This window comes from Pseudomonas sp. rhizo66, from assembly GCF_031931925.1.
Lineage (GTDB): Bacteria > Pseudomonadota > Gammaproteobacteria > Pseudomonadales > Pseudomonadaceae > Aquipseudomonas.
Window position 1 is genome coordinate 44,017 of sequence record NZ_JAUJWZ010000004.1, and the last position, 23,303, is coordinate 67,319.

Here is a 23,303-nt window from a genome sequence, read left to right on the forward strand (position 1 = left end):
ATTCACCGCTATCGCTGGCAAGCCAGCTCCCACAGGGTTCTACGTGTGCAGGTCGAAAGGGGGGCATCAGATGGCACCTTCAAGCGGTTTACGTGCGACGACGTTCACCAACGTCTCTTCGCGCTCACCAAATGGCTTCGGCTTACGCAAGCCAAACCGCTCCAGCAAACCAAAATCCTTCGACCGGCTCCACCACAGATAAGGGTATGAGACATTTTTCTCGGCAAACTCGAAACCCTGCCCGCGAATCATCTGCAGATACTGCGCCGCACTCTTTTGCACGTGCATCGGATGGCGGAACAGCCAGCGAATCACCCACGTATCAATGTAAGCCTCGGTGGATTCGGCGAACAGCAGATAGCCACCCGGTTTCAGCACCCGATAAAACTCGGCCAGCGCTTTTTCCTGCTCGACCAGATGGTGGAACGTCTGGTGACAGAACAGCAGATCAACACTGGCGTCCGGCACACTGAGCGTCGCGCAATCACTGCCGATCAGCTCTACATCAAGGCCCAGACGCGTCGCTTCTTCAGCGCTCAACTCCAGGCTGTGCGGATCGGCGTCAACGCCGATCAAACGCTGTGGCGCGAAGGTCTGGCGCAGATGACCGAACGACTTGCCCTGTCCGCAACCGGCGTCCAGCAACACCGGATGTTCCGGCAGCGCTTCACTGAACAAGCCACGCAAATCATTGATTGCCACGCGCAACACATGGTGCTGCCAGGTGTGGCTGCGCAGGAACCAGAGACCGAAGCGGGTTTCCTCGACGTAGCTGTCGCTCAAGTAATTCATGGGGCGTCCTTTGCACAGAGTTCGGAAATCATCTTCAAGCGGCGGCGCGCCTCGCTGACGAACGGGTTGCGTTCGTCCCAGGCGTAGCCGGCGAGGATCGAGCAGATCATCCGGCGGATGTCGGCCTGGCTGTCTTCATAAAAAATCACGTCTTGAAAAGTACCGGCATACCAGCCCTCGACGTAGCAGCGGAAGGTGTCGACGCCGCGCTTGAGTGGCTCGGCGAACTCGCTTTGCCAGTCGACCGTTTCACCCTGCAACTGACGATGCAGCACGGCAGCGGCCATGCTCGCCGAGCGCATGGCGATGGTCACGCCGGAGGAAAACACCGGGTCGAGAAATTCCGCCGCGTTGCCGAGCAGTGCGAAGCCCGGCCCGTGCAGGGTTTTCACATTGGCCGCGTAGCCGCCGAGGGTGCGTGCCGGGGTGTCCCAGACAGCGTTGTTCAACACGCCGGCAAGGCTCGGGGTTTCGGCGATGAAGCTGCGCAGGCAGGCATCCAGATCGCTGTCACGGCCCTTGAAGTGTTCCTCGGCCGCGACCACACCCACCGAGCAACGTCCGTTGCTGAACGGGATCGTCCAGAACCAGATATCGCGGTGTTCCGGATGGGTGGTGACGAGAATTTTTTCGCGGTCGAATGCCGGGTTATCGATGTGATCTTCGACGTGGGTGAACACCGCCTGACGCACCGGGAAATTCGACGGTGCTTCGAGGTCCAGCAGTCGTGACAACACGCGGCCGTAGCCGCTGGCATCAAGGACGAAATCCGCTTCGACGCGATAGTCGCTGCCGTCCTCGCGACGCACATTCAGCTGCGGTTTCGTCCGCTCGAAATCGACGCTGACGATGGCATCGCCGTAGCGGATTTCCGCGCCTTGCAGCGCCGCTTGATCGGCCAGCAGTTTGTCGAAATCGGCGCGTTGCACCTGAAACGTGGTCGGTTTGCCGCCGGTAAAGGTGTCACCGAAATCGAAGGCGCTGTAACGCTCGCCCCAGGCGAAGGCGGCGCCAGTCTTGCACTGGAAGCCGGCGGCGTTGACGGCGTCGAGCATGCCGGCCTCTTCGACGAAATCCAGGCAATGGCTGAGCAGGCTTTCGCCGATGGAGAAGCGTGGGAAGTGCTGGCGCTCGAGCACCAGCACATCGTGGCCCTTGCGCTTGAGCAGTGCAGCGGCGATGGCGCCCGAAGGGCCGGCGCCGATGATCACGACCTGACGGGATTCCATTTCAACGATTGGCACGTGAGCTCCGGGACAGAGGCTGTTTCAGATTCAAAGGCGCGCGATGCAGGCCGATCAGAGCCGGTAGCAGCGTCGCGATCAGACCCATCAGCATCAGCGCAAAGTACAGCGCCGGGGTGATGAGTTGTTGTTGCAACAGCAAATTGAGAAAGACGATTTCGCTCAGACCACGAATGTTCAGCAGCACACTTTCGCGCCAGCGGCTGGCGCCTTCGAACGACGCGCCGGCCCAGCCGAGGCCGAGCCAGTTGCCGAGCAGTTTACTGGCAATCGGCAACAGCAGCAGCGCCGCCCATTGCACTGCGCCGAGGCTGGCGAGGGCGCTGTGCACATCGATCTGGACGATGCCGAAGGTGAGGATCAGCGGGATCGCCAGCCACGTCTGCAAACGCCTCATCCAGTGCGCCGGCAACGGCAGCACCAGCGGCACTTTCAGCGCGGCCATGCACAGCAGGTAGCCGATGCCGAAGATCAGCGCATTGAGTTTGTAATGCTCGGCCATCACCAGCAACGCGAAAAAACCGAGGCTGTAGGTCAGTGGTCGGCGTACGCCGATGACGCGCAACAACAGCGGCACACAGGCGAGGCCCAGCGGCAACAACAGACTGCTCAGGTGCAGACTGCCTTGGGCGAGCCCGAACAATGTCCAGCAGGTCAGATCAATGAGGATCGCGGTCTGCACCAGTCGGCGCGTGGCGGCGGGCGGATAATCGATGTGGCGCAGGTACAGATAAAGCACCGGGATCGCGGTAATCGCGAACACCAGACCGATCGCCAATGAGTTGAGCCACGGCTGCGCGGGCAACAGCCAGTACGCTGCCGCCAGACCGCTGGCGAACGGCACGAGGAAACTCGGCACGGCGATTTTCACGCTCTGCCGATCGAGTTTCAGGTCGATCACATCGCTGAGGATATGCCCGAGCAGCAAAGCAAAGCTCAGGCTGTAGAGGTTTTTCAGCCAGTCAGGCGCAATCAGTTGTGCGCCGCTGAGCTGCCAGCCCGGCTCTATCCAGAAGTACATCAGCAGCGGCAAGCCGAAGCTCGCCAGCAGCAACTGGCTGACGATCGGGATCAGGCCGAAGTGGCGCCCGACGCGAGTGGCCACGGCAAACAGCGCCAGGGCCAGCAGCCAGAAGCCGACGATCATCACGCTGCTGGCTCCGTGACGGCGGCGGCCTGTTCGTGGCGTCCGGCCCACGGTGCGAGCATGAAGCTGAACGCGAGGCCGAGGCTCACCGACATACCGAAATTGCTCACCGCCGGCGTGCTGGAAACCGCCAGCAAACCAAACGACAACCACGTCGTCACAGCGGCCAGCAGGGTACCCAGCAAGCTCACCGCCGCACCACCGACTTGCTCACGCATGAGAATCGCGTAGTCGACGCTGATCGCCGTCACCAGCAGCAGGCCGAACAGGCTGAACAGGGTCAACGGCTGACCGAGCCAGCCAAGGCTGGCCAGACTGCACAAAGCGGCGAGCAACGGCAGGGCGACAATGCGCAGCGCGCCGCCGAGGCCGAACGGCAGCATCAGCACCAGCACGATCAACGCGCAGGAGGCGAGTTTCAGTTCAGCAGCGCTGATTTGCGTCGCAGCAAAGACTTCATTCAACTCACCGAGACGATCGACCAGCATTACCCCCGGCAAGTCCAGCGCTTGCACCCGCAACAGCGCCGGGTTGTTCAAGCCTTGCAGGCTGGTCATTGCCGCTACGCCGTCTTCCGTCGGACCGAGCCAGAGCGTGCGATAAGGCTCGCCGAGCGGGCCGGCCAATGCCGCGTCGATGTCCTCGGCAGGCACGGTCTGCAATTGCTGTAGTTCGGTTTGCAGCGCGGCGAGCGGGACGCCGAGGTCGAGCAGTGGCTGCCAGTATTGCGGCAGTTTGTTCAGCGCCTGGCGTACCTGTTCTTGCTGGTTTGGCGGGCTGACCAGTTGATCGAGGGCCAGATAGCCTTGCAGCTTGTCGAGGTTGACCAGTTGCTGCAGACGCTCGCTCAGCGCGGCCTGCCGCTCGAGCAATTGCTGCTGATTGTCGGCGCGTACGAGGAAAAACTGGCTGGTCGGCTGATAGCCGGTGATGCGCGCGATGGTCTGCGCTTCGTCGGTCAGGCGTTGCGGCGCGCCGACCCACTGGCGAATGTCATTCTTGCTTTGCAACTGCACCAGACCGCCCACACAGAAGGCGAGCAGCAACGCCAGCAACACCGGCGTGTGCACGCGTTCGAGGAGTTTTTCGCGCAGCGCGACCATGCGCTCGGCCAGATGCAGCGGCCATTGCGCGGGGCGCAGTTCGACGTTTTTCAGCAACGCCGGCAACAGGCACACCGCCGACAGATAGGCACCGAGCAAGCCGGCGGCGGAGAACACCGCGATTTGCGTCAGCGCCGGGAACGGCGTCCACGCCAGCGCCAAGTATCCGATGGCACTGGTGACCAGGCTCAGAGTCAGCCCGGACAGCGTCAAACGCAACGCCGGCCAGCTGCGCCACGGCTTCAGGCTCCAGCTCTTCGACAGATAGTGCAGGGGGTAATCCACGGCCACGCCGATCAGACTGGAACCGAGCACCAGCGTCATCACGTGCATATGGCCGAACAGCGCCACACACGCCACCGCACCGAAGAGCATGCCGACCAGCACCGGCACGAACGCCAGCAACACGCGCCAGCGGCGGAAAGCGAGCAACAGCAGCAACAGGATACCGACCGTGGCACCGCCGCCGACCCAGGTCATTTCGCGCGTGGCTTGCTGCTGACCGTTGGCCGCGTAGAGCAAGCCGCTGGCGGCCAGTAGTTGCACGTCGGATTTCGCCGCCTGCTCGCGGCTGTGTTGTAGCAGCGCCGCGACTTGCAGCGGCAGGTTCATATCGAAGGCATTGCCGGTGGTACGTGCGCGCAGCAGCACCCAGCTCTTGCCGTCGGCATCGGCAATCAACGCGCCGCTGCCGATGTCCAGTTGCACCGAACCGTGCTGCGGCTGGCTGTTCTGGATGCGCCCGGTCAGGCCCAGCCAGTCATCCTGGCTCGGCACCAGACTGAAACCGCTGAACGGGTCGAACAGGGCCTGCACGCGTTGCTGAATGAACACGTCGGGATGTTCGATCAGCAGTTGCCGATCATCCGCCGAGAGCATCGCCAGCCGCCCGTGCAGCAGTTGCGTGCGCAGCGCTGGCAGATCCGCCTGCAGGTTCCACTGCACTTTCTCGAACAGACCACTGGCCTGCCATTGCTCGCCCAGCGTCTGCGCCATGGCCACCGCTTGCTGACGATCGGTGTGGCCGACCAGCACCAGCATCTCGCGGTTGAGCGGTTCCTGCATGCGTTGTTCGGCGCGCAGTTCGAGGGCGTCGGGGTGGGTGCCGGGGACCAGCTCCATCAGATTGGCCGACAGCGGCGCACCGTCGCGCCACTGCCAACCGGCCAGGGCGATGACCGCCAGCAAAAGGATCAGAAACAGCCAGGGCAGCCTGCGTTCACTCGGCAAAGTCATGTTGCTCCGCGTCGCTCAACGGTTGATCAGCAGTGCTGTCCTGCATGCGCAGCACGGTGCTGTCGCCCTGGGTTTCCAGCAGTTCGATGGTTTGCACCAGCGTGCCGCCGTCGATATTGATCTGGTTGAACACTTGCTTGAGCAGCAGCGAGCGCGGGGTCAGGGTCAGTTTCCACTGCTGTGCGTCGCCGCTCAGGGCCAGTTCGAAGTCGCGTTGCAGGCCGCTGCTGTCGCCTTGCAGCACGGCGAGGAACAAGCGGTTCTGCTCGGCCCCGGCGCTCTTGTTCGGCAGCATCTGCCAGCCATTGCCTTCACGCCGGGCGATGCCTTTGGCGGTGATGCGGTAGTCCTGTTGCAGCGGGGTTTTCAGCAGCCAGAGCAGGCCATGGTTTTTCGCCAGAACAAAACTGCCCTTGCTGATCAGCGGCTGCGGTAATGCACGCAGGTGTTTTTCCTGAATGAACTGACCGTGGATCACATCCGGTTTCGCCAGTTGCTCGCTGAGTTGTTGCAGATCGAAGGCGTTGGCCAAAGAGCACACGGCCAGCAGCGCCACTGCGCCAAGGCTTCTGAATAACAGGTTCATCGCAGCATCCTTTCCACGGCATCGGTGAAGACTTTCGGTGAGGCAAGTTGCATCTCGCGACTGCTCACTTCAACGGCAACCTGCACCGAGCTGGCGCGGGTCAGGCGTTCGCCGCTTTGCAGGTCGGTGATCAGGTAGTTGATCTTCAGGCGGTTTTCCCACTCGACCAGGCTGGCGCGTACATTCAGGCGCTGACCGAACACCGCGCCACGGACGTAGCGCAATTGCAGGTCGATGATCGGCCAGGCGAAGCCGGACTCGGCCATCTGCGTGTAGTTGTGGCCGATCATGTCCAGCAACGCGCAACGCGCGACTTCCAGATACTTGACGTAATGGCCGTGCCACACGACGTGCATGGTGTCGACGTCGAAAAACGGCACAAGGATTTCGGTGTCGGCGTGAAGTACTCCGGCGCTACGCATGCAGCCTCCAGTGTTGTGCGGCGATACGTTGCAGGCACAGGCGCAATTCGCCTTCCAGCGCGCGGTCTTCGATCACCGGCGGGAAGTCCTTGGCCAGTTCTGCGTGCATTGCCGCCAGCGACGGTGGCAGCGGTCGGGCATCTTCAGCTTGGGCGCGCAGCCATACGCCTTGATTGGCGGCGAGCAGGGTGGCGGCGGCGACCTGTTCGGTCAGCTCCAGCACGCGAATCGCGTCGCGGGCGGCGATGGTGCCCATGCTGACTTTGTCCTGGTTGTGGCACTCGGTGGAGCGCGAGAACACGCTGGCCGGCATGGTGTTTTTCAGCGCTTCGGCGGTCCACGCGCTGGTACCGATCTGCACGGCTTTGAAGCCATGGTTGATCATTGCCCGGTCCGCCGGAGCACCGGAGAGGTTGCTCGGCAGGCCGTGGTTGTAGCGTTCGTCGACCAGCAGCGCGAGTTGCCGATCCAGCAGGTCAGCAACGTTGGCCACGAGATTTTTCAGGCTGTCCATGGCGAACGCGATATGCCCGCCGTAGAAGTGCCCACCGTGCAACACGCGTTCGGCTTCGGCGTCGATGATCGGGTTGTCGTTGGCGCTGTTCAGTTCGGTTTCGATGAACGAACGCAGCCAGTTCAGGCTGTCGGCCAACACCCCGAGGACATGCGGGGCGCAGCGCAGCGAGTAACGATCCTGCAATCGATGCAGCGGCGCGGTCGGTGCGTCGATCGCCAGATCCTTGCGCAACCACGCGGCGACCTGCATTTGCCCCGGATGCGGTTTGGCGGCGAACAGGCGTTCGTCGAAGTGTTCCGGGTTGCCTTGCAGTGCGACCACATTGAGCGCAGTGATGCGCGTGGCCAGTTGCAGCAGATAGTCGGCTCGGGCGAAGGCGAGGCAGGCGAGACCGGTCATCACCGCAGTGCCGTTCATCAGGGCCAAGGCTTCTTTCGGACGCAACACCAGCGGCGCCCAGCCGAGTTCGCGATGCACATCGGCAGACTGGCGACGTTCGCTACGGAACATTACTTCACGTTCACCGGATAGCGTTGCGGCGACGTAGGACAGCGGCGTCAGATCGCCGCTGGCGCCGACCGAACCTTCTTCAGGAATCAGCGGCAGGATGTCGTATTCGAGGAAGGCATGCAGACGCTCCAGCAATTCAACGCGTACCCCGGACACGCCGTGACACAGCGACTGCAAACGCGCCGCCAGCACCGCGCGAGTGGCTTGCGCGTCGAGCAGTTTGCCCAGCCCGCAACCGTGGAAGGTGTAGAGGTGGCGCGGCAACGCTTCGACGTGATGCAGCGGCACCGCAACCACGCAGGAATCGCCATAACCGGTGGTCACGCCGTAGATCACGCCTTCCTTGTCCAGCAGCGAATCGAGAAAACGTGCACCCTTGGCGATGCGCTCGCGATAGTCGGCGTCGTTCTGCAACTGCACGGGCGCCTGACGGTTGGCCAGGGCCAGCACGTCTTCGATGCGCAAAGGGCGTTCGCCGAAGGTTACCGGCTCATGGGTTGGCGTCGTCATCGGTCTTCCAGAAAGGGTAAAAGTTGAACCATTGTTGCGGCGCTTCGAGGCAATAGTGACTCAGGCGCTGCGCGTAGCGGGTGGCCCACTGATGAATGACCTGCTCGCGCTCGCTGCGCTTCCACACCACGGCGTCGGCGAAGGGTTCGAGGGTCAGGCGATAGTGGCCGTCCGGCTGTTTGAGGCACATGAGCAGATTGACCGGGCATTTCAGCAGGCCGGCGAGTAGCCACGGGCCTTGCGGGAACGGCGCCGGATGGCCGAGAAAGTCCACGGTGACACTGCGCCCGCCGTGCAGCGGCACGCGGTCGCCAGCAATCGCCAGCCACTCGCCGCGCTCCAGGCGTTCGTGCAGTTGCAGCATGATCACCGGGTCGAGCTCGCTGACCTGAATCAGGCGCAGATTGGTCGCTCCAGCCTCGCCCAGCAAACGGTTGAATTGCTCAGCGTGCTTGGTGTGTACCAGCACGTTCATGGTGACCTTTTCGCCGATCTCCGCCAGTGCGCGACAGACTTCCAGGTTGCCCAGGTGCGCGCCGACCAGCAGTTGCCCGCGACTGCCGCGCAATTGATTGCGCAGCAGGGCGGGGTCGATGATTTCGATCTGTTCGATGCGCAGCTTGCCGTTCCACACATCGAGCTTGTCGAGCATCGAATCGGCGAATGCCATGAACTGGCCGAACACCCGCCAATGCGTGGGGCGTAAATCTTCGCGCTGGCTCCATGCGGCCAGGCGCTGCTGGTATTGCCAGGCACTGCGCCGTGCGGTGCTACCGAACAGGAAAAAGTACAGGACGATGCCGTACAGCAACGGACTGAGCAGGCGTCGGCCAAGGACCTTGGCGGCGAACGCGGTGAATTTCATCAGCAGGAAACTGCCGCGTTCCTCGCGGTCAGCCCAGTGCTGCTTGTCGGCTTCGCCGCTCATGCGCGCCACCGCCGCCAGAGGATCGCCGGGAAACGCAGCAACATGCCGAGAAACAACCGTGTGTGCATGCTGGAAATCAGTGCGTTGTCGTGGAACAGACGGAAGTGCGATACGCCGTCCAGCGGGTAATGCACGCTGGTTTGCAGCCAGCGCATCGGCTGATTGCGCCACGACAGGCGCACGAGAATGTCCGAGTCGAAATCCATGCGCTTGCCGACTTTTGCCGAGTCGATCACCGCCAGCGTCGGGGCCAGCGGATAGACGCGGAAACCGCACATCGAATCGCGGATCTGCAGCGACAGCGTGTTGATCCAGACCATCACATGGGTCAGATAGCGCGCGTACAAACGACCTTTCGGTACGCTCTCGTCGAACAGCGGATAACCGCAGATCATCGCCTCGGGATGGGCGCGGGATTCTTCAACAAAACGGGCGACATCGTGCAGATCGTGTTGCCCGTCGGCATCGACCTGCAGCGCATGGCTGAAACCCAATAGCGCGGCTTCGCGCAAACCGGTCATGACTGCGCCGCCCTTGCCCTGATTGGCGGTCAGGCGCACCAGGTGCACGTTGTCGCGTTCCGCCAAACCGTCGAGCACTCTGGCGCAGGAGAGCGTGCTGGCGTCGTCCACCAGAATGCACGGCAGACCTTGCGCGAGCAGGGCGTCGACCACGGTGCCGATCGCGGTTTCGTGGTTGTAGACCGGGATAACGGCACAAGGGTTATGCATACGTGTTCTCCATTGGAAGACCGCGATCCCTGTAGGCGTGAGCCTGCTCGCGATTGAGTGCGCAGCACTCACCAAGGTCAGCCATGCTCTACACCCAAAAGAATCCGCCCACTGGAACAGGTCGCCGTGTCATTGCGATAAGCGAAGTACAATTTGCCGCGCTCAGGATCAAAGCGCAGGTGCAGTTGAATTTCATCCCCAGGCCGCACCAGTTGCTGGAATTTCAGCACTTCCATGCCGGCAAACGGGCCAGTCAGATTGAGCAATTGGCGACCGAGGTTCAGTGCCCATTCCACCTGCACCACGCCGGGCAATACCGGGGCTTTAGGGAAGTGACCACTGAAATAAGCCAGATCCGGAGGCACGCTCAGTTGCAGGCTCCATTCGCCAGAGGTTTCGACTTGTTCCAGCACTTCGGGCGCTTTCGGACGCGGCGCCATCAGCAGCGCTTCGATATCGGCCTGCGGCAGTTTGCCTTGGCTGTTCAATGGCAATTGCCGCACCAGCCGCCAGCGGCGGGGCAGGGCCAAGGCTTCACAGTGGTGGCGCAAATGCTGGCGCAGGGTTTCGGTCAGACTGCGACGGCCATGCTCCCGCAAGGCAAACAGGCCGTCCTCGCTGAGCACCAGCAGAGCACCGAGGGAGGCGCGGTTTTCCTGGACTACGCCAAAGCGCGCTTCGGCGACCCAATCGTGGGCGACCAAAGCCTGTTCGAGCATGGGCAAAGAGATGCGTTTTTCTTCGAGTTTGACGATCCGGTCCAGGCGTCCGAGCAGTTCGAAACGGCCATCGGCGGCGATACGCGCGGCGTCGGCGCTGTGCTCGACGTGCCCGGCGGGCAGGTAAGGTGAAGCGATCAGCAGGGCGCCTTCGCTGTCCTGGCTCAATTCAACACCGGCGAACGGTTGCCACAGTTGTTCGCCCTGACGCCAGGCGATACCGCCGGTTTCCGAGCTGCCGAGGATTTCCGTCGGCCATTGCTGCAAGCGTTGCTGCAGGCTCTGCGCGGCCTCGAACGGTAACGCGCCACCGGAAGAAAACACCCGGCGCACGGCACTCAGGGCCGGCCAGTCGAGGTTGTCGCCCATACGCTTGAGCAATGCCGGGCTGGCCACCCACGCAAAGGCTGGATGTTCGCGGCTGGCGCGCTGCAAGTCTTCGGGGAACGCCAGTTGCTTGCGTACAAACGGGCGCCCGGCGCACAGCGGCCACAGCACGCGAAACAGCAAACCGTAGATATGCTGTGTGGCGACGCTGCCGATGATGCAGGCCTCGCCGAGGTCCGCGCCCCACAATTGCTCCAGCGCTTCGACTTCATTGGCCAGTTGACGCAAGGTCTTGTCGATGCGCTTGGGCTCGCCGCTGGAGCCGGACGTGCACAGGCTCAGACGGCACTTGTCGAGATCCAGTTCGGCACCGGGCAGCGGCGGCTGCTGAACGTCGCTCAGTTGCGCGTCATCGGCTTGATCCGTCAGCCACAGATCGACTTCAGCCAACCAGCGCTCGCGGGTTTGCGCTTGCAGGTCCGAGGGCAACAGAACACTCACGCCTGCACGCCATGCACCCAGCAAAGCGATGGCCAGTTCGGCGGCATCTTCCAGGTGCACAGCCAGGCGTTTCACGCCTCGAGCTTGCAGACCGGCGGCAACGCTCAGCGCCTGCTCGCACAGTTGCGCATGTTCGAGCGCCGGTACGTGGCTGATGGCCCGCGTCGGCTCAGGCTTGAGCAACAGCTGCTCAAGTTTTATCCAGTTCATGTACGGCCTCTTACCCGTTGTCGTATCAGCCATTCAATGGCAAACATCAGGCCGATCAATCCATAGGAGATCAGGCCGGTGTACAACATCCACCAATTCAGCGGCGCCCACAGGGTCAGCAGGGCAGCGCACAAACCGTTGCAGAAGAAAAACACGCTCCAGGCCACGGTGACCTTGCGCGTGTAGCGAATCGCGATGTCCGGTAGCTCTGGCTCACGCAACCGCGCCAGGCGCTCGACCATCGGTGGCCCGAATTTCAGGCTCAGGCTGAACAGCACAAGCATGAATCCGCTGATCAGCACCGGGTACCAGCGCAGCAACAGCGGGCTGTCGAACAGCGCCAGCAGCAGGCAGAACACAATGGCCACGCCGGCCATCCACAGGCTGCCGGGCTTGCGCTCACCGGTCAGCGCCCGCGCCAGCCACAGGCTGCCCAGCAGCAGACCAAACTGCCACGGGGCAAAGTGCTCCATGCCGAAATACACCGCAAAGGGGTACAGCAGACCGGCCAGCAGCAGGCCCAGGCCGATCAATCGGCTCATGCGGCCGGTTGAACCAGACGGTAGACCGCCTCGACCACGTCGCCGACAGTGCGCACCGATTTGAATTCTTCGGCGGCGATTTTCTTGCCGGTCTGGCGTTTGATGTGATCGATCAGATCGACCGCGTCGATGCTGTCGATTTCCAGATCCTGATACAGATTGGACTCCAGGCTCACACGGGCCGGATCCAGTTCGAACAGCTCGACCAAGGCATCGCGCAGGGTGTTGAAAATATCGTCACGAGTTTGCATGGTCCGGTCTCAAGCTGCCTGTTTTGCCGTGACGAACGCCGCAAGGCTGGCCACGTTGGTGAAATGGTTACGGGTGTCTTTGGCGTCGGCATCGATCTTGATGCCATATTTTTTCTGGATGGCCAGACCCAGTTCCAGCGCGTCGACGGAATCCAGACCCAGGCCTTCGCCAAACAGCGTCTGATCGTCGCCGATGTCGTCGGCGCTGATGTCTTCGAGGCCAAGGGCGTCGATGATCAGCAGTTTGATGTCACGCACCAGGCTAGGGGTGTTCAGATCGCTCATCTTCGGCGAGCTCCTTAATGAAGTAGGTGTGCAAATAATCGTTGAGCTTGCGCGAGGCTTGCGGGGCAGGCCCCTGCGCGGCAAAAGACTGTGGATCTATATCGGCTCCCACGCGAAAACTGAAGTGCACGCGGCGGCTGGGGATCCGGTACCAGGGTTCGGCTTTGGTCAATGTGGTCGGGCTGACCTTGATGATCACCGGCGTGAGGATTTTCGCACCGCGCAGGGCAATCGCCGCAGCGCCCCGATGAAAGGCCGGCGCCTGACCGGGCTGGGTGCGCGTGCCTTCCGGGAAAATGATCAGGGTCTGGCCGTTTTGCAGGGACTGCGCGGCGGCATCGAGCATGTCCATGCTGCCGTCGTTACTGATGTATTCGGTGCGGCGCAGCGGGCCACGGGTGAAGGGGTTTTCCCACAGACTTTTCTTCACCACGCAATTGGCCTGACGCACCAGACCGATGAGGAACACCACGTCGATCAGCGATGGGTGGTTGGCGATGATCATCTGCCCGGGTCGCCCCAAGCGTTCGGCGCCCTGAATGTCATACGTCAGCACGCCGGTGCGGGCCATGAACCGTACGAAAAACCAGAACAGCCGACTGACGGTCTGCCGCGCGCGTTGGCGATGCACAACGGCGTCACCGGGCAGGCAAGCCAACAGCGGAAACACCAGCACACGCAGGCACAGCCCGCCTAGCCCGAACAGGGCGAAGCTTGCGGCGGTGGCCAGCAGGCGCCAGTAATAGGCATCGCGGTTTTTTTCAGTCACGGGTTGCGTTGCCAGGTCCATACACGATTTTTCCAGGCATGTTGGCAATGGGTTTGCTGGCCGAGCAGGGTTTGCAACAGATTGAGCGCGTGGGGCCAGTGCGCTTTTGACCGTGTTTCCGGGGCGCTGTTCAGGGTCAGCCGCCAGTCGGTACCGGGGGTGAGCAAAAGCCCGAGCGCGTAGGGAAACGGCACGTCATCGATCCACGCCGAATAGGCTTCGGGCGGTTGTTCTTCGGTAATGACCAGCAGCACCGCCGGGGCGCCTTCATTGAGCAGCGCCGCCGCTTCGAGCATGCCGTGCTCAAGGCCGTCGCCGGCCGCGGCGAGGGCGGTCATTTCGCTGGTTTCGCCACGCATGATCGACCACAGACCGATGATCGCGTTGTGCACGGACAGGCTGAACTGGGTCGGCGACAGCGGCTGTTCGGTCGCCAGATCACTGAGGATGTCGTAAGTGCGCGGGGTTTCACCGTGGCGCGAGACGAATACCAGCGGCAGGTTGTCCCGCCCGTCGGCCAGGGGCCAGGCTACGCTGAACGCCATGCGTGCCAGCCGGCTGAGGCGGCGGCGCTGCATGGCCGGTAAAAACGACACATCGGGTGCGGCATCACTGCGCTGGAGTACGACCGGTTGTCGGCTCCAGGCCTGCCAGGCATCCACGCTGTCGAGGCCAGGGGCCCACGCGCGCCATTGGGCGATGTTGAAGTTGATCACGGATATTCATCCCGCCCCTGCAGGCTTTTGTTGACGCGTTGAATCGCCAAAGCCGCAGCAGGCTTGACGTGGCGCTTGGCGCCGGGTGGCGCGCATTATCCCGGTGCGACGAGTGTGTAGCAAATGCTGGTTACATTTTGCGCAACGAAATGTACCGAGTGGTTCGCAAGAAAACTGTCACTTGGCCATTATCCAGATTGTCAGCGGCTTGTCTGTCGGGGATCTCGGCGATCATTGGCGGTTATTGCGCTATCTGTCCGCAGATATTTGCACCCGACTCTGTAGTCCATGTCCATGAAGGTAGCGAAGCGAGGTCGCGCGCATCTACACTCGGTCATTCTTTGATACACGGAGGTTTTGTCATGCGGCGCGTGGTGTTCAATCAGAAAGGTGGCGTAGGCAAGTCCAGCATTGCCTGCAATCTGGCGGCGGTCAGCGCCAGCGAGGGTTATCGCACGCTGTTGGTCGACCTCGATGCCCAGGCCAACTCCACTCAGTATCTGACCGGGCTCACCGGCGACGACATCCCGATGGGTATTGCCGACTTCTTCAAACAGACTCTGTCTTCAGGGCCGTTCTCGAAAAAGAATCAGGCGGACATCTACGAAACCCCGTTCGACAACCTGCACATCATCACCGCAACGGCCGAGCTGGCTGACTTGCAGCCCAAGCTTGAGGCCAAACACAAGATCAACAAGCTGCGCAAATTGCTCGATGAGCTGGCCGAGGATTACGACCGGATCTACCTCGATACGCCGCCGGCGCTGAACTTCTACGCGGTATCGGCGTTGATTGCTGCCGATCGCGTGCTGATCCCTTTCGATTGCGACAGCTTTTCCCGTCAGGCGCTGTACGGGCTGATCGCGGAGATCGAGGAACTGAAGGACGACCACAACGAAGGCCTGGAAGTCGAAGGCATCGTGGTCAATCAGTTCCAGGCCCGCGCGAGCCTGCCGCAACAGATTCTCGATGAGCTGATTGCCGAAGGTCTGCCGGTGCTGCCGGTGTACCTGAGCAGTTCGGTGCGCATGCGCGAATCGCACCAGGCCAGCATGCCGCTGATCCACCTCGACCCGCGTCACAAGCTGACCCAGCAATTCGTCGAACTGCACAACTTGCTCGAAGATCACTGATCTTCTGAGCTATCCATTAACCCCTGTGGGAGCGAGCCTGCTCGCGAAGAGGCCAGTACATTCAACATCACAGTTGACTGACCGGACGCCTTCGCGAGCAGGCTCGCTCCCACAATTGGATTTGTGTTGAGTCAGATCCCCTGGCTACGCAGCCACGCCATCAACTGCGGCAACGGCAACGCACCACTCTGCCGTGCCACTTCCTTGCCGTTCTTGAACAGAATCAGACTCGGAATCGAGCGAATCCCCAACTGCGCCGACAACTGCTGATTGGCCTCGCTATCAAGCTTGGCCAAGCGGCACTTACCCGCCAGTTGCGCCGCCGCTTGCTCGAACACCGGCGCAAACGACTTGCACGGCCCACACCAGTCCGCCCACACGTCCACCAGCAGCGGCAGATCACCCTTGATCTGGCTGGCGTAATCGCCTTGCTTGAGTTCGAACGGCTTGCTCAGCAGCACGGCGGATTTGCAGCGACCGCATTTTGGCTGATCTGCGAGGCGCTCGGCCGGGATGCGGTTGAGTCCGTTGCAGGAGGGGCAGGGGATGAGGAGTGGGCTGGTCATGATTGGTTCTCTGATAGGCAGTCTATAGAACCGATTTGGAGTCGATCTGCCAACTTATCAATGTCGCAACTGCTCACATTTTTCTCAAAACCGTTCCGGGATCGATGGCTAGTCTGAAGGCCAATTCGGCGTTTTACGCTTGTCGTGAGGAGATCGCTTTGTCTTTATCTGCGTGCTACTTTTGTTGCACTAATCCAGGAATCGATGATTCCCATGCATCAAATCGGAGCGACATAATGTCCGTAACTTCCAAGATACGCCGCCAAGGCGGCGCTGCCGTCATTACGATTCCGCCCACGCTTTTAAAGTTGTTGCATCTGGAGGTTGGCGCACAGCTAGAGCTGAATGTGGTCGATGGCGAACTGATTGCTCGTCCAGCCGTAGCCGCTACGCGTAAGCGTTATAGCTTGTCAGAGCTACTCGAAGGCGCAGAAGAACTGCAGAAACTTAACGCCCAGACTAGCGAGACTCTTGAAGGTGATTCTGTCGGCCGGGAGCTGGGTTGATGGTGCGCCGACAGCCCCCTCAGCGGGGTGACGTTTACTGGATTGATCCGAACCCAGTGGCGGGGCGGGAGATGATGAACAGACATCGCTTTGTGGTGATTACGCCCAGAGAGATCAACGCATTGGGCGTGAGCATGACGGTGCCTGTTACTAGCGGTGGGAATTTCAGCCGGAATTTGGGTTTGGCGGTGGCCATTACTGGCCACGAAACCAATGGTGTAGCGGTGTGTAATCAGGTTCGGAGTTTTGACATCGAACAACGGGTACGAGACGGCACGGCCAAATTCATCGAGCGACTGGATGACGTGACAATGTCTGACATTGTCGACCGTGTAATCAGTGCAATCGATCCGCTAAGCTGAAACGCCTCAGGAAGAACAACTGATCTCCAAATGCTTGCCCCACTCCGGCGGTCGCTCGGCATAACCCTCCATCCCCGGCTGCTCTTCAAACGGCTTGCTCAGCACCCCATGCAGCCGGCGTACTTCCGAGTAATCCCCTTGCTCAGCCGCATCGATAGCCTTTTGCGCCAGATAATTGCGCAGGATGTACAGCGGATTGACTGCATGCATCCGCGCTCGGCGCTGTGCCTGATCAGCGTCGCCATCGCGGGCAACCCGGGCAACGTAGCGTTCGCCCCAGGCATCAAAGCCCTTGATGTCGACGAAATCGTCGCGCAAACGGGTAACGGCTTGCTCGGCCGATTCTTCGCCGAGTCGACGGAAGAACAGTGTGTAATCGACGCCGCTGTTTTGCATCAGTTGCAGCAGGTCTTCCAGCAGCTTCTGGTCGTCATCCTCGGCCGTGGTGAAGCCGAAGCGGCGGCGCATCAGGTCGAGGTAGTGCGCCTGGAACAGTGGCAAGTACAAGCCGAGGGTTTCGCGCAGGGCTTCGACGCTGATGAACGGCGTCAACGCTTGAGCCAACGCACTTAGGTTCCACTGGCCCACCGGCACCTGATTGCTGAACGAGTAGCGCCCCTGATCATCCGAGTGGTTGCAGATGAAGTTGGCATCGAAATCGTCAAGGAAGGCGAACGGGCCGAAGTCGAAGGTGATGCCAAGGATCGACATATTGTCGGTGTTCATCACGCCGTGGCAGAAGCCATAGGCCTGCCACTTGGCGATCAGTTCGGCGTTGCGCTCGACGATCTCACGGAACATCGCCAGATACGGTTCCGGCTGTTCCAGACATTCAGGGAAGTGCATCGCCAACACGTGCTCGCCGAGCTGCTTTTGCTGCTCGGGACGCTTGGTGTAATAGAAGTATTCGAAGTGGCCGAAGCGGATATGGCTCGGCGCCAGCCGTAACACCATCGCCGCACGTTCCTGTTTTTCACGCCAGACCGGGGTGTCGGAACCGATCACGCACGCTGCGCGTGATGAAGGGATGTTCAGCGCGTATAGCGCTTCGGAAGCCAGGAACTCTCGGATCGACGAACGCAGCACCGCACGGCCGTCGCCCATGCGTGAAAACGGCGTCTGCCCGGCGCCTTTCAGATGCAGGTCCCAATGCTCGCCGGCGGCGTTGTACACCTCGCCCAGCAGCAGGCCGCGACCATCGCCCAGTTGCGGCGTGTAGCCGCCGAACTGATGCCCGGAATAGACCATCGCCCGCGGCTCGGCATCGGCCCACAGCTTGTGGCCGCCAAACAGTTCGGCAAATTCCCCGGTTTCGGCGCTCGCCGGGTCGAGATCCAGCAAGGCCAGCGCCGCCGGACTCGCCACGACCAGACGCGGATGGTCGATCGGCTCGGGCAGCACGTGGGCGGAGAACGCGTCGCCCAGGCGGGCGAAGCGATTGTCGAAGGTCAGTTCGTCGAGGGCTTTCAAGGGCCGGCTCCAGCAGAATGTCCGAGCATTCTGCTGGGATTAGACCGGTTAGTCGAGTTTGGCCGGCGGCGGCTCTTGCAACGGTTTCTGATCGTCGGCAATCGGCACGATGGTTTTCGTTTCCGGCTCGATCGGCACCATCTTGTATTCCTGACCGTGAAGGTTCTTCAGATAAACCTCCATCTGGCGGAACGAGATGTTGATGTGCTGCTTCTTGAACTCGCGGTTGATGAAGCGGTTGACCTCATCCAGCACCGGGTTACGGTCGCCGAGGTCACGCACGTGCATGCGCAACTCGTGGTCGAGGGTGCTTTCGCCGAAGTTGAGGAAGTACACGTGCGGCTCCGGCTCTTTGAGTACGCGCGGGTTTTCCCGGGCAGCCTTGAGCAGCAGTTCCTTGACCAGATCCAGATCGGAGCCGTAGTCGACGCCGAGTTTCAGCGTGACGCGGGTGATGGTGTCGGTCAGCGACCAGTTGATCAATTGCCCGGTGATGAACGTCTTGTTCGGGACAATGATGTCCTTGCGGTCGAAGTCGGTGATGGTCGTGGCGCGAATGCGGATCTTGCTCACCGTGCCCGACAGGTTGCCGATGGTGATGGTGTCACCGATCCGCACCGGACGTTCGAAGAGGATCATGATGCCGGAGATGAAGTTCGCAAAGATCTCCTGCATACCGAAACCGAGGCCGACGGACAGCGCCGCCACCAGCCATTGCAACTTGTCCCAACTCACGCCGAGGGTCGACAGGGTCGAGACGAAACCGACGCCGGCGATCACATACGACAGCAACGTCGTGGTCGCGTAAGCGCTGCCCTGAGCCAGATTGAGCTTGGACAGCACAAACACTTCGAGCAGGCCGGGCAAGTTGCGCGCGAGGGCGAAGGTGATGCCGATGATGATCAGCGCGCCGAGCATGTCGCCGATGCTGATCGGCACCATGCTCATGTTGGCGCCGGTGCCGCTGGTGTATTCGTAGAGAGTGATGTTGTCGAGGTACGAGAACACCGAAATAAGATCGGACCAGACCCAGTACAGCGCGGCAATGAAACCGCCAAGCAGGGCCAGGCGGATCAGGCGCAGGGACTGTTCGTTGACCTTTTCGATGTCCAGGGTCGGCTCTTCGATCACCGCTTCGCCGTCGCCAGCCTCTTTCGCCGCCTGACGCTTGGCCAGGGCGCGCTGGTAAGCCAGGCGACGCGCGGCAACGCTCAGACCGCGCACGAAGGTGGCTTCGATCACCAGCCAGAACATCAGCAGGTACAGGGTATTGATCAGACGATCGCTGAGTTTCAGCGCGGTGTAGTAGTAGCCGAAGCACACCGCCACAAACAGGGCGATTGGCAGCAAAGTGAACATCACACCGACGGCTTTGCGGAACAGCGAGGTGTTTTCGTGGGCCGGGCTGCTGATCAACAGGCGGCTGAGTAGCCAGGCCATCAGGGCATAGCAGGTCAGCACCACCGGCATGCCGAGCACATCGTCGGCGAGTGCGGCCGGTTGCAGTTCGGCTACGGCAACAATGGTCACCAACGCCATGACCACCAGACCCAGTCGACGGATCCAGCCTTGCAGGAACTCGACCTGCGGCTTTTCCCAGCGGAAGTGCAGTTCAGCCACGCCGCCCGGGGCCAGGATTCGGTAAGCGGTGTAGAACACCAGCCACGCCTGACCCATTTGCAGCAGTGCGGCGCCCATGTTGGCGTTCTGCCCACGGGCGTCGATCTGCAACGCCAGACCGCACAGCGCCAGGCCCAGCGCCACCGGCATCGCCAGCAGGATATTGATCAGGATCGCCTGCGGGGTGTGCCATTGGCTGTCGCGTTTGAAGTGACCGATGTCCTGGTGAACCTTGTTCAGCCGCGCGTACAGATTCTTGCGTCGCCACAGCAGCGCGCCGATCAACAGCGCCAGTGGCAGGAACAGCAACGGCCGCTGGGTCAGGCCGTCGGTCAGCTCGCTGAGACTGGAGGCCCATGGCAGGGTGTCGACCTGACGCTTCAGGCGCTCCGGCACTGCGCGCATCCATTCCAGGTCCAGCGGCTTGTTGCTCGGAATCCAGAACATTTGCTCATCAAGGGTCGCGCGCAGGCTTTGCGCGGTGCTCAGCAGTTGTTTCTGGTTGAGTTGCAGCGTGATCGACTCGTTGAGCATGGCGCTCAGTTCGCGGTTCAACCGCTCCAGCAGATCGGCGCGGGTGTTGGCCAGATCCAGCAGGTTTTTGCGCAATTGCGGGGTGACCTGCTCCGGCGGCTGAGTGGCCAGCAGGTTGTCGACATAGGCGGCCGGATTACTCAGTTGCTCACGCTGTTGGCTGACGTCGAATTGCCACAGGCGAATGTCGGCGATCTGGTCCGCCAGATCGCGGTCGACCTTGAGCCGTGGCAGGGCTTGTTTCTGTTTATAGAGAATCTTCGACAGCAGCAGGCTGCCCTTGAGCACGCTGATCTGCTCATCCAGCGCTGAATCGCTTTGGGTCAGGCTGTCGAGCTGTTGTTTGGTCTGCAGATTCTGCTGGGTGACTTCGTTGAGGCGGTCAGTGCTTTTCAGCAGGTAGTCGGAGAGCTTGAGGTTCGCCGTGCTTTCGATGGCCAGCAGGCTGCTGCTACCGGCCTTCTGCGCTTCAATCGATTGCTGCGTCACGGTTTCCTGCGACTGCGCCAGACGCTTCTGGTTGATCAGGGTTTGCAGTTCCTGGATCTCGCGGTCGAGGCGGTCGGATTTTTCCGAGAGCAAGTCATGCTGAGCGTTGCCCAGATCCTGCAGCTGACTGTTGCCGGCCAATTCCTGGCGACGCAGCGGGATCAGCGCATTCAGCGCCGCCAACTCGGCATTCAACTGGTCGCGCTGCTCGGCGGTGACTGTTTTACCCGCGTCCTTGCCGGATTTGAGGATGTTGTTGATCTGCTGAATGCGCGTCTGGCTGGCGGAAATCTCTGCCTGAGCGCGCTCCGGACGCGTCTGCGCGGTGATGATCAGGCTGTTGGCGTCGGCCAGGGCTTTTTGCAGGTCACTTTGCTGAGTCGAGCGATCGGTGAGGATCTGCTCCAGCTGCTGGATCGACTCCTTGGGAAATCGCTGCGCCACCGGCACCACGGGCGTGGCCTTGAGGCGCGTCAGTTCGCGGGTGTTTTCAATCGTCTGCTTCGGCGCGGTCGCCAGTTGCTGCTTGAGGTCGATCAGCTTCTGTTCGTAATCACGCTGGTTGTTCAGCTGATTGAGCGTGTTCTGCAGGACGGTCTGCAGGCTCTTTTTATCGGCATCCGGCAGTTTGCTGTCGGCGAGTTTGTCCAGGCTGGCCTGCACGGCGTCGCTGGACGGTGGTTCGGCGGCGTACAGCGGGCCGACAGTGAGACTCAGGCCCAGCAGGGCCGCGGCGAAAAAGGAGCGCAGGGTAGGCATAGTGACCGGTCAAGCAAGTGAGAGTGGACGCAGTTTAGAGGAAGAGCCCGGGGCCCGGGCGACTTCCTTCGGGGAATCTGACGCCCACTTTGCCGATCTTGTTCCCGTCCATGACCGCAACCGTCCAGTGGGTGTTGTTCCACTCCACCTGGTCGCCGACGATCGGCGCACCGCCGACCTTGTGGGCAATGAACGCGCCCAGGGTCATGTCCGGATCGATACCCTCGGCCGGCAGGCCATAGAGTGCGGCAACCGCTTTAAGCTGGGCGTCTCCTTCGAGCACAAAGTCGCCGAAGAAACGCAGATCGAGGCCACGTTGCGGCGCCTGGCTGAACAGTTTTCCGAGGGCGCCGAGGTTGTGTTCATGGCCGATAACACATAGCAAATCATCGACTTCCAGCACCGTACTACCCGACGGATGGAGCAATTGCTGGCCACGAAACAGGGCCGCGATGCGCGTGCCTTCGGGCATTTTCAGCTCGCGCAGGGGCGAACCGATGCACCATTTTTCGGCGCCGAGCTTGTAAACGAACAACTCCCACTCGCTGGTAATGTGCACCTCGAGCGCGGAGCGCGAGATCGGCGCGGGCTCCGGCGGAACCGTCACCTTCAACAGCTTGGCCACCCACGGCAGGCTCGTACCCTGCACCAGCAGTGACACCAGCACGATGAAAAACGCGAGATTGAAGTACAGCTGCGCATTCGGCAGCCCGGCCATCAGCGGGAACACCGCGAGAATGATCGGCACCGCGCCGCGCAGGCCGACCCAGGAAATAAACGCTTTCTCACGGCCATGGAATGCTTTGAACGGCAGCAGGCCGACGATCACCGACAACGGCCGCGCAAACAGAATCATCCACAGTGCCAGACCGAGGGCGGGCAGGGCGATTGGCAGCAGATCATGCGGCGTCACCAGCAACCCCAGCACAAGGAACATGCCGATCTGCGCCAGCCACGCCATGCCGTCGAGCATGTGCAGAATGCCGTGGCGGCTGCGCACCGGACGGTTGCCGATCACCAGACCGCACAGATAGACCGCGAGGAAGCCGCTGCCATGCAAGGCGTTGGTCAGCGCGAACACCACCAGGCCGCCGGCGATTACCAGAATCGGATACAGGCCCGCCGCCAGATTGATGCGGTTGACCAGTTGCAGCATCAGCCAGCCGCCGCCGAGGCCGATCACGCCACCGATGCCGAACTCGCGGATCAGATGGGTCAGCAGGCTCCAGTGCAGACCGGTCTGGCCGCTGGCGAGCATATCGATCAGGGTGACGGTGAGAAACACGGCCATCGGGTCGTTGCTGCCGGATTCGATTTCCAGGCTGGCGGTCACCCGTTCGTTGAGGCCTTTGCCGCCAAGCAACGAGAACACCGCTGCGGCGTCGGTTGAGCCAACGATGGCACCGATCAACAGGCCTTGAATCAGATTGAGGTCGAACAGCCAGGCGGCGGCCATGCCGGTCAGCCCGGTGGTGATCAACACCCCGACCGTGGCCAGCGACAGTGCCGGCCATAATGCGACACGGAAACTCGACACCCGCGTGCGCAAGCCGCCGTCAAGGAGAATCACCGCCAGTGCGAGGTTGCCGACCAGATAGGCCGTCGGGTAGTTATCGAAAATGATCCCGCCGCCATCGACCCCGGCGGCCATGCCGACCGCAAGAATAATGACCAGAATCGGAATGCCGAGACGGGAGGAGAGTGAGCTGACGAGAATGCTTGCACCTACCAGCAACGCGCCGATCAAGAACAGGCTGTTGATGGTCGTCGCATTCAAAGGCAGTACTCCAGAAGCGTAAAGACGGGCACAAACTGACC

22 protein-coding genes are annotated in these 23,303 nt (G+C 61.4%); 3 read left to right on the forward strand and 19 right to left on the reverse strand.

Annotated elements, in window-relative coordinates:
* Nucleotides 1–66: 66 nt before the first annotated feature.
* From QZR14_RS06120 to QZR14_RS06190, 15 genes are all read right to left on the reverse strand, one after another.
* The gene (locus QZR14_RS06120) at nt 67–792 is read right to left on the reverse strand and encodes a class I SAM-dependent methyltransferase (RefSeq protein ID WP_311996122.1); all 726 of its coding nucleotides are present in this window, start codon (nt 790–792) and stop codon (nt 67–69) included.
* Entirely contained in the window at nt 789–2,036 is a 1,248-nt protein-coding gene (locus QZR14_RS06125) for an NAD(P)/FAD-dependent oxidoreductase (protein ID WP_311996123.1), read from the reverse strand. Before QZR14_RS06125 ends, QZR14_RS06120 begins: the two co-directional genes overlap by 4 nt.
* Nucleotides 2,023–3,186 (reverse strand): sodium:proton antiporter, encoded by a 1,164-nt coding sequence (locus tag QZR14_RS06130; RefSeq protein WP_311996124.1) that lies wholly within the window; start codon nt 3,184–3,186, stop codon nt 2,023–2,025. Before QZR14_RS06130 ends, QZR14_RS06125 begins: the two co-directional genes overlap by 14 nt.
* Nucleotides 3,183–5,522: an MMPL family transporter gene (locus QZR14_RS06135; protein WP_311996125.1), complete on the reverse strand. Its 2,340-nt coding sequence runs from the start codon at nt 5,520–5,522 to the stop codon at nt 3,183–3,185. Before QZR14_RS06135 ends, QZR14_RS06130 begins: the two co-directional genes overlap by 4 nt.
* Nucleotides 5,506–6,108: an outer membrane lipoprotein carrier protein LolA gene (locus QZR14_RS06140; protein ID WP_311996126.1), complete on the reverse strand. Its 603-nt coding sequence runs from the start codon at nt 6,106–6,108 to the stop codon at nt 5,506–5,508. Before QZR14_RS06140 ends, QZR14_RS06135 begins: the two co-directional genes overlap by 17 nt.
* On the reverse strand, nt 6,105–6,530 hold the full coding sequence (locus QZR14_RS06145; protein ID WP_311996127.1) for an acyl-CoA thioesterase: 426 nt from the start codon (nt 6,528–6,530) through the stop codon (nt 6,105–6,107). Before QZR14_RS06145 ends, QZR14_RS06140 begins: the two co-directional genes overlap by 4 nt.
* Nucleotides 6,523–8,067: an HAL/PAL/TAL family ammonia-lyase gene (locus tag QZR14_RS06150; protein ID WP_311996128.1), complete on the reverse strand. Its 1,545-nt coding sequence runs from the start codon at nt 8,065–8,067 to the stop codon at nt 6,523–6,525. Before QZR14_RS06150 ends, QZR14_RS06145 begins: the two co-directional genes overlap by 8 nt.
* Entirely contained in the window at nt 8,048–8,995 is a 948-nt protein-coding gene (locus QZR14_RS06155) for an LpxL/LpxP family acyltransferase (protein WP_250602860.1), read from the reverse strand. The genes QZR14_RS06150 and QZR14_RS06155 overlap by 20 nt, the downstream gene beginning before the upstream one ends.
* Nucleotides 8,992–9,726: a glycosyltransferase family 2 protein gene (locus QZR14_RS06160; RefSeq protein ID WP_311996129.1), complete on the reverse strand. Its 735-nt coding sequence runs from the start codon at nt 9,724–9,726 to the stop codon at nt 8,992–8,994. The genes QZR14_RS06155 and QZR14_RS06160 overlap by 4 nt, the downstream gene beginning before the upstream one ends.
* A gap of 77 nt (nt 9,727–9,803) precedes the next feature.
* The gene (locus QZR14_RS06165) at nt 9,804–11,483 is read right to left on the reverse strand and encodes an AMP-binding protein (RefSeq protein WP_311996130.1); all 1,680 of its coding nucleotides are present in this window, start codon (nt 11,481–11,483) and stop codon (nt 9,804–9,806) included.
* A complete protein-coding gene (locus QZR14_RS06170; RefSeq protein WP_007909501.1) occupies nt 11,480–12,025 on the reverse strand; it encodes a hypothetical protein in 546 nt (181 codons plus the stop codon). Before QZR14_RS06170 ends, QZR14_RS06165 begins: the two co-directional genes overlap by 4 nt.
* Nucleotides 12,022–12,276: an acyl carrier protein gene (locus QZR14_RS06175; RefSeq protein WP_007909503.1), complete on the reverse strand. Its 255-nt coding sequence runs from the start codon at nt 12,274–12,276 to the stop codon at nt 12,022–12,024. Before QZR14_RS06175 ends, QZR14_RS06170 begins: the two co-directional genes overlap by 4 nt.
* Nucleotides 12,277–12,285: 9 nt before the next feature.
* Complete coding sequence (locus QZR14_RS06180) at nt 12,286–12,561, reverse strand: phosphopantetheine-binding protein (protein ID WP_250602863.1); 276 nt, start codon at nt 12,559–12,561, stop codon at nt 12,286–12,288.
* The gene (locus QZR14_RS06185; protein WP_250602864.1) at nt 12,539–13,351 is read right to left on the reverse strand and encodes a lysophospholipid acyltransferase family protein; all 813 of its coding nucleotides are present in this window, start codon (nt 13,349–13,351) and stop codon (nt 12,539–12,541) included. Before QZR14_RS06185 ends, QZR14_RS06180 begins: the two co-directional genes overlap by 23 nt.
* Complete coding sequence (locus QZR14_RS06190) at nt 13,327–14,052, reverse strand: beta-ketoacyl synthase chain length factor (protein WP_250604192.1); 726 nt, start codon at nt 14,050–14,052, stop codon at nt 13,327–13,329. The genes QZR14_RS06185 and QZR14_RS06190 overlap by 25 nt, the downstream gene beginning before the upstream one ends.
* A gap of 356 nt (nt 14,053–14,408) precedes the next feature.
* On the opposite strand from QZR14_RS06190, the gene QZR14_RS06195 reads away from it, so the two are divergent.
* The gene (locus QZR14_RS06195) at nt 14,409–15,179 is read left to right on the forward strand and encodes a ParA family protein (protein ID WP_186531847.1); all 771 of its coding nucleotides are present in this window, start codon (nt 14,409–14,411) and stop codon (nt 15,177–15,179) included.
* 131 nt (nt 15,180–15,310) lie between these two features.
* Here the strand turns inward: QZR14_RS06195 and trxC are convergent, their stop codons facing one another.
* On the reverse strand, nt 15,311–15,745 hold the full coding sequence (gene trxC, locus QZR14_RS06200; protein ID WP_250602865.1) for a thioredoxin TrxC: 435 nt from the start codon (nt 15,743–15,745) through the stop codon (nt 15,311–15,313).
* A 236-nt stretch (nt 15,746–15,981) separates the two neighbouring features.
* On the opposite strand from trxC, the gene QZR14_RS06205 reads away from it, so the two are divergent.
* Nucleotides 15,982–16,251 carry an AbrB/MazE/SpoVT family DNA-binding domain-containing protein gene (locus QZR14_RS06205; RefSeq protein WP_008077592.1) on the forward strand — a complete coding sequence of 90 codons (270 nt, stop codon included), beginning with the start codon at nt 15,982–15,984 and terminating at the stop codon, nt 16,249–16,251.
* Nucleotides 16,251–16,613 carry a type II toxin-antitoxin system PemK/MazF family toxin gene (locus QZR14_RS06210; RefSeq protein WP_077570482.1) on the forward strand — a complete coding sequence of 121 codons (363 nt, stop codon included), beginning with the start codon at nt 16,251–16,253 and terminating at the stop codon, nt 16,611–16,613. The genes QZR14_RS06205 and QZR14_RS06210 overlap by 1 nt, the downstream gene beginning before the upstream one ends.
* Nucleotides 16,614–16,619: 6 nt before the next feature.
* Here the strand turns inward: QZR14_RS06210 and selO are convergent, their stop codons facing one another.
* From selO to QZR14_RS06225, 3 genes are read right to left on the reverse strand one after another with little or no spacing between them, the layout of a single operon-like run.
* The gene (gene selO, locus QZR14_RS06215; RefSeq protein WP_311996131.1) at nt 16,620–18,083 is read right to left on the reverse strand and encodes a protein adenylyltransferase SelO; all 1,464 of its coding nucleotides are present in this window, start codon (nt 18,081–18,083) and stop codon (nt 16,620–16,622) included.
* Between the two features lie 48 nt (nt 18,084–18,131).
* Entirely contained in the window at nt 18,132–21,485 is a 3,354-nt protein-coding gene (gene mscK, locus QZR14_RS06220; protein WP_250602867.1) for a mechanosensitive channel MscK, read from the reverse strand.
* A 34-nt stretch (nt 21,486–21,519) separates the two neighbouring features.
* Entirely contained in the window at nt 21,520–23,262 is a 1,743-nt protein-coding gene (locus QZR14_RS06225) for a potassium/proton antiporter (RefSeq protein ID WP_250602868.1), read from the reverse strand.
* Nucleotides 23,263–23,303: the final 41 nt, after the last annotated feature.

Coding starts and splice junctions, on each gene's coding strand:
- QZR14_RS06160 (WP_311996129.1), bottom strand. CDS start 9,726: ATGCATAACCCTTGTGCCGTTATCCCGGTCTACAACCACGAAACCGCG.
- QZR14_RS06185 (WP_250602864.1), bottom strand. CDS start 13,351: ATGGACCTGGCAACGCAACCCGTGACTGAAAAAAACCGCGATGCCTAT.
- QZR14_RS06210 (WP_077570482.1), top strand. CDS start 16,251: ATGGTGCGCCGACAGCCCCCTCAGCGGGGTGACGTTTACTGGATTGAT.
- trxC (WP_250602865.1), bottom strand. CDS start 15,745: ATGACCAGCCCACTCCTCATCCCCTGCCCCTCCTGCAACGGACTCAAC.
- QZR14_RS06120 (WP_311996122.1), bottom strand. CDS start 792: ATGAATTACTTGAGCGACAGCTACGTCGAGGAAACCCGCTTCGGTCTC.
- QZR14_RS06140 (WP_311996126.1), bottom strand. CDS start 6,108: ATGAACCTGTTATTCAGAAGCCTTGGCGCAGTGGCGCTGCTGGCCGTG.
- QZR14_RS06170 (WP_007909501.1), bottom strand. CDS start 12,025: ATGAGCCGATTGATCGGCCTGGGCCTGCTGCTGGCCGGTCTGCTGTAC.
- QZR14_RS06135 (WP_311996125.1), bottom strand. CDS start 5,522: ATGACTTTGCCGAGTGAACGCAGGCTGCCCTGGCTGTTTCTGATCCTT.
- QZR14_RS06175 (WP_007909503.1), bottom strand. CDS start 12,276: ATGCAAACTCGTGACGATATTTTCAACACCCTGCGCGATGCCTTGGTC.
- mscK (WP_250602867.1), bottom strand. CDS start 21,485: ATGCCTACCCTGCGCTCCTTTTTCGCCGCGGCCCTGCTGGGCCTGAGT.
- QZR14_RS06155 (WP_250602860.1), bottom strand. CDS start 8,995: ATGAGCGGCGAAGCCGACAAGCAGCACTGGGCTGACCGCGAGGAACGC.
- QZR14_RS06180 (WP_250602863.1), bottom strand. CDS start 12,561: ATGAGCGATCTGAACACCCCTAGCCTGGTGCGTGACATCAAACTGCTG.
- QZR14_RS06165 (WP_311996130.1), bottom strand. CDS start 11,483: ATGAACTGGATAAAACTTGAGCAGCTGTTGCTCAAGCCTGAGCCGACG.
- QZR14_RS06150 (WP_311996128.1), bottom strand. CDS start 8,067: ATGACGACGCCAACCCATGAGCCGGTAACCTTCGGCGAACGCCCTTTG.
- QZR14_RS06205 (WP_008077592.1), top strand. CDS start 15,982: ATGTCCGTAACTTCCAAGATACGCCGCCAAGGCGGCGCTGCCGTCATT.
- QZR14_RS06145 (WP_311996127.1), bottom strand. CDS start 6,530: ATGCGTAGCGCCGGAGTACTTCACGCCGACACCGAAATCCTTGTGCCG.
- QZR14_RS06195 (WP_186531847.1), top strand. CDS start 14,409: ATGCGGCGCGTGGTGTTCAATCAGAAAGGTGGCGTAGGCAAGTCCAGC.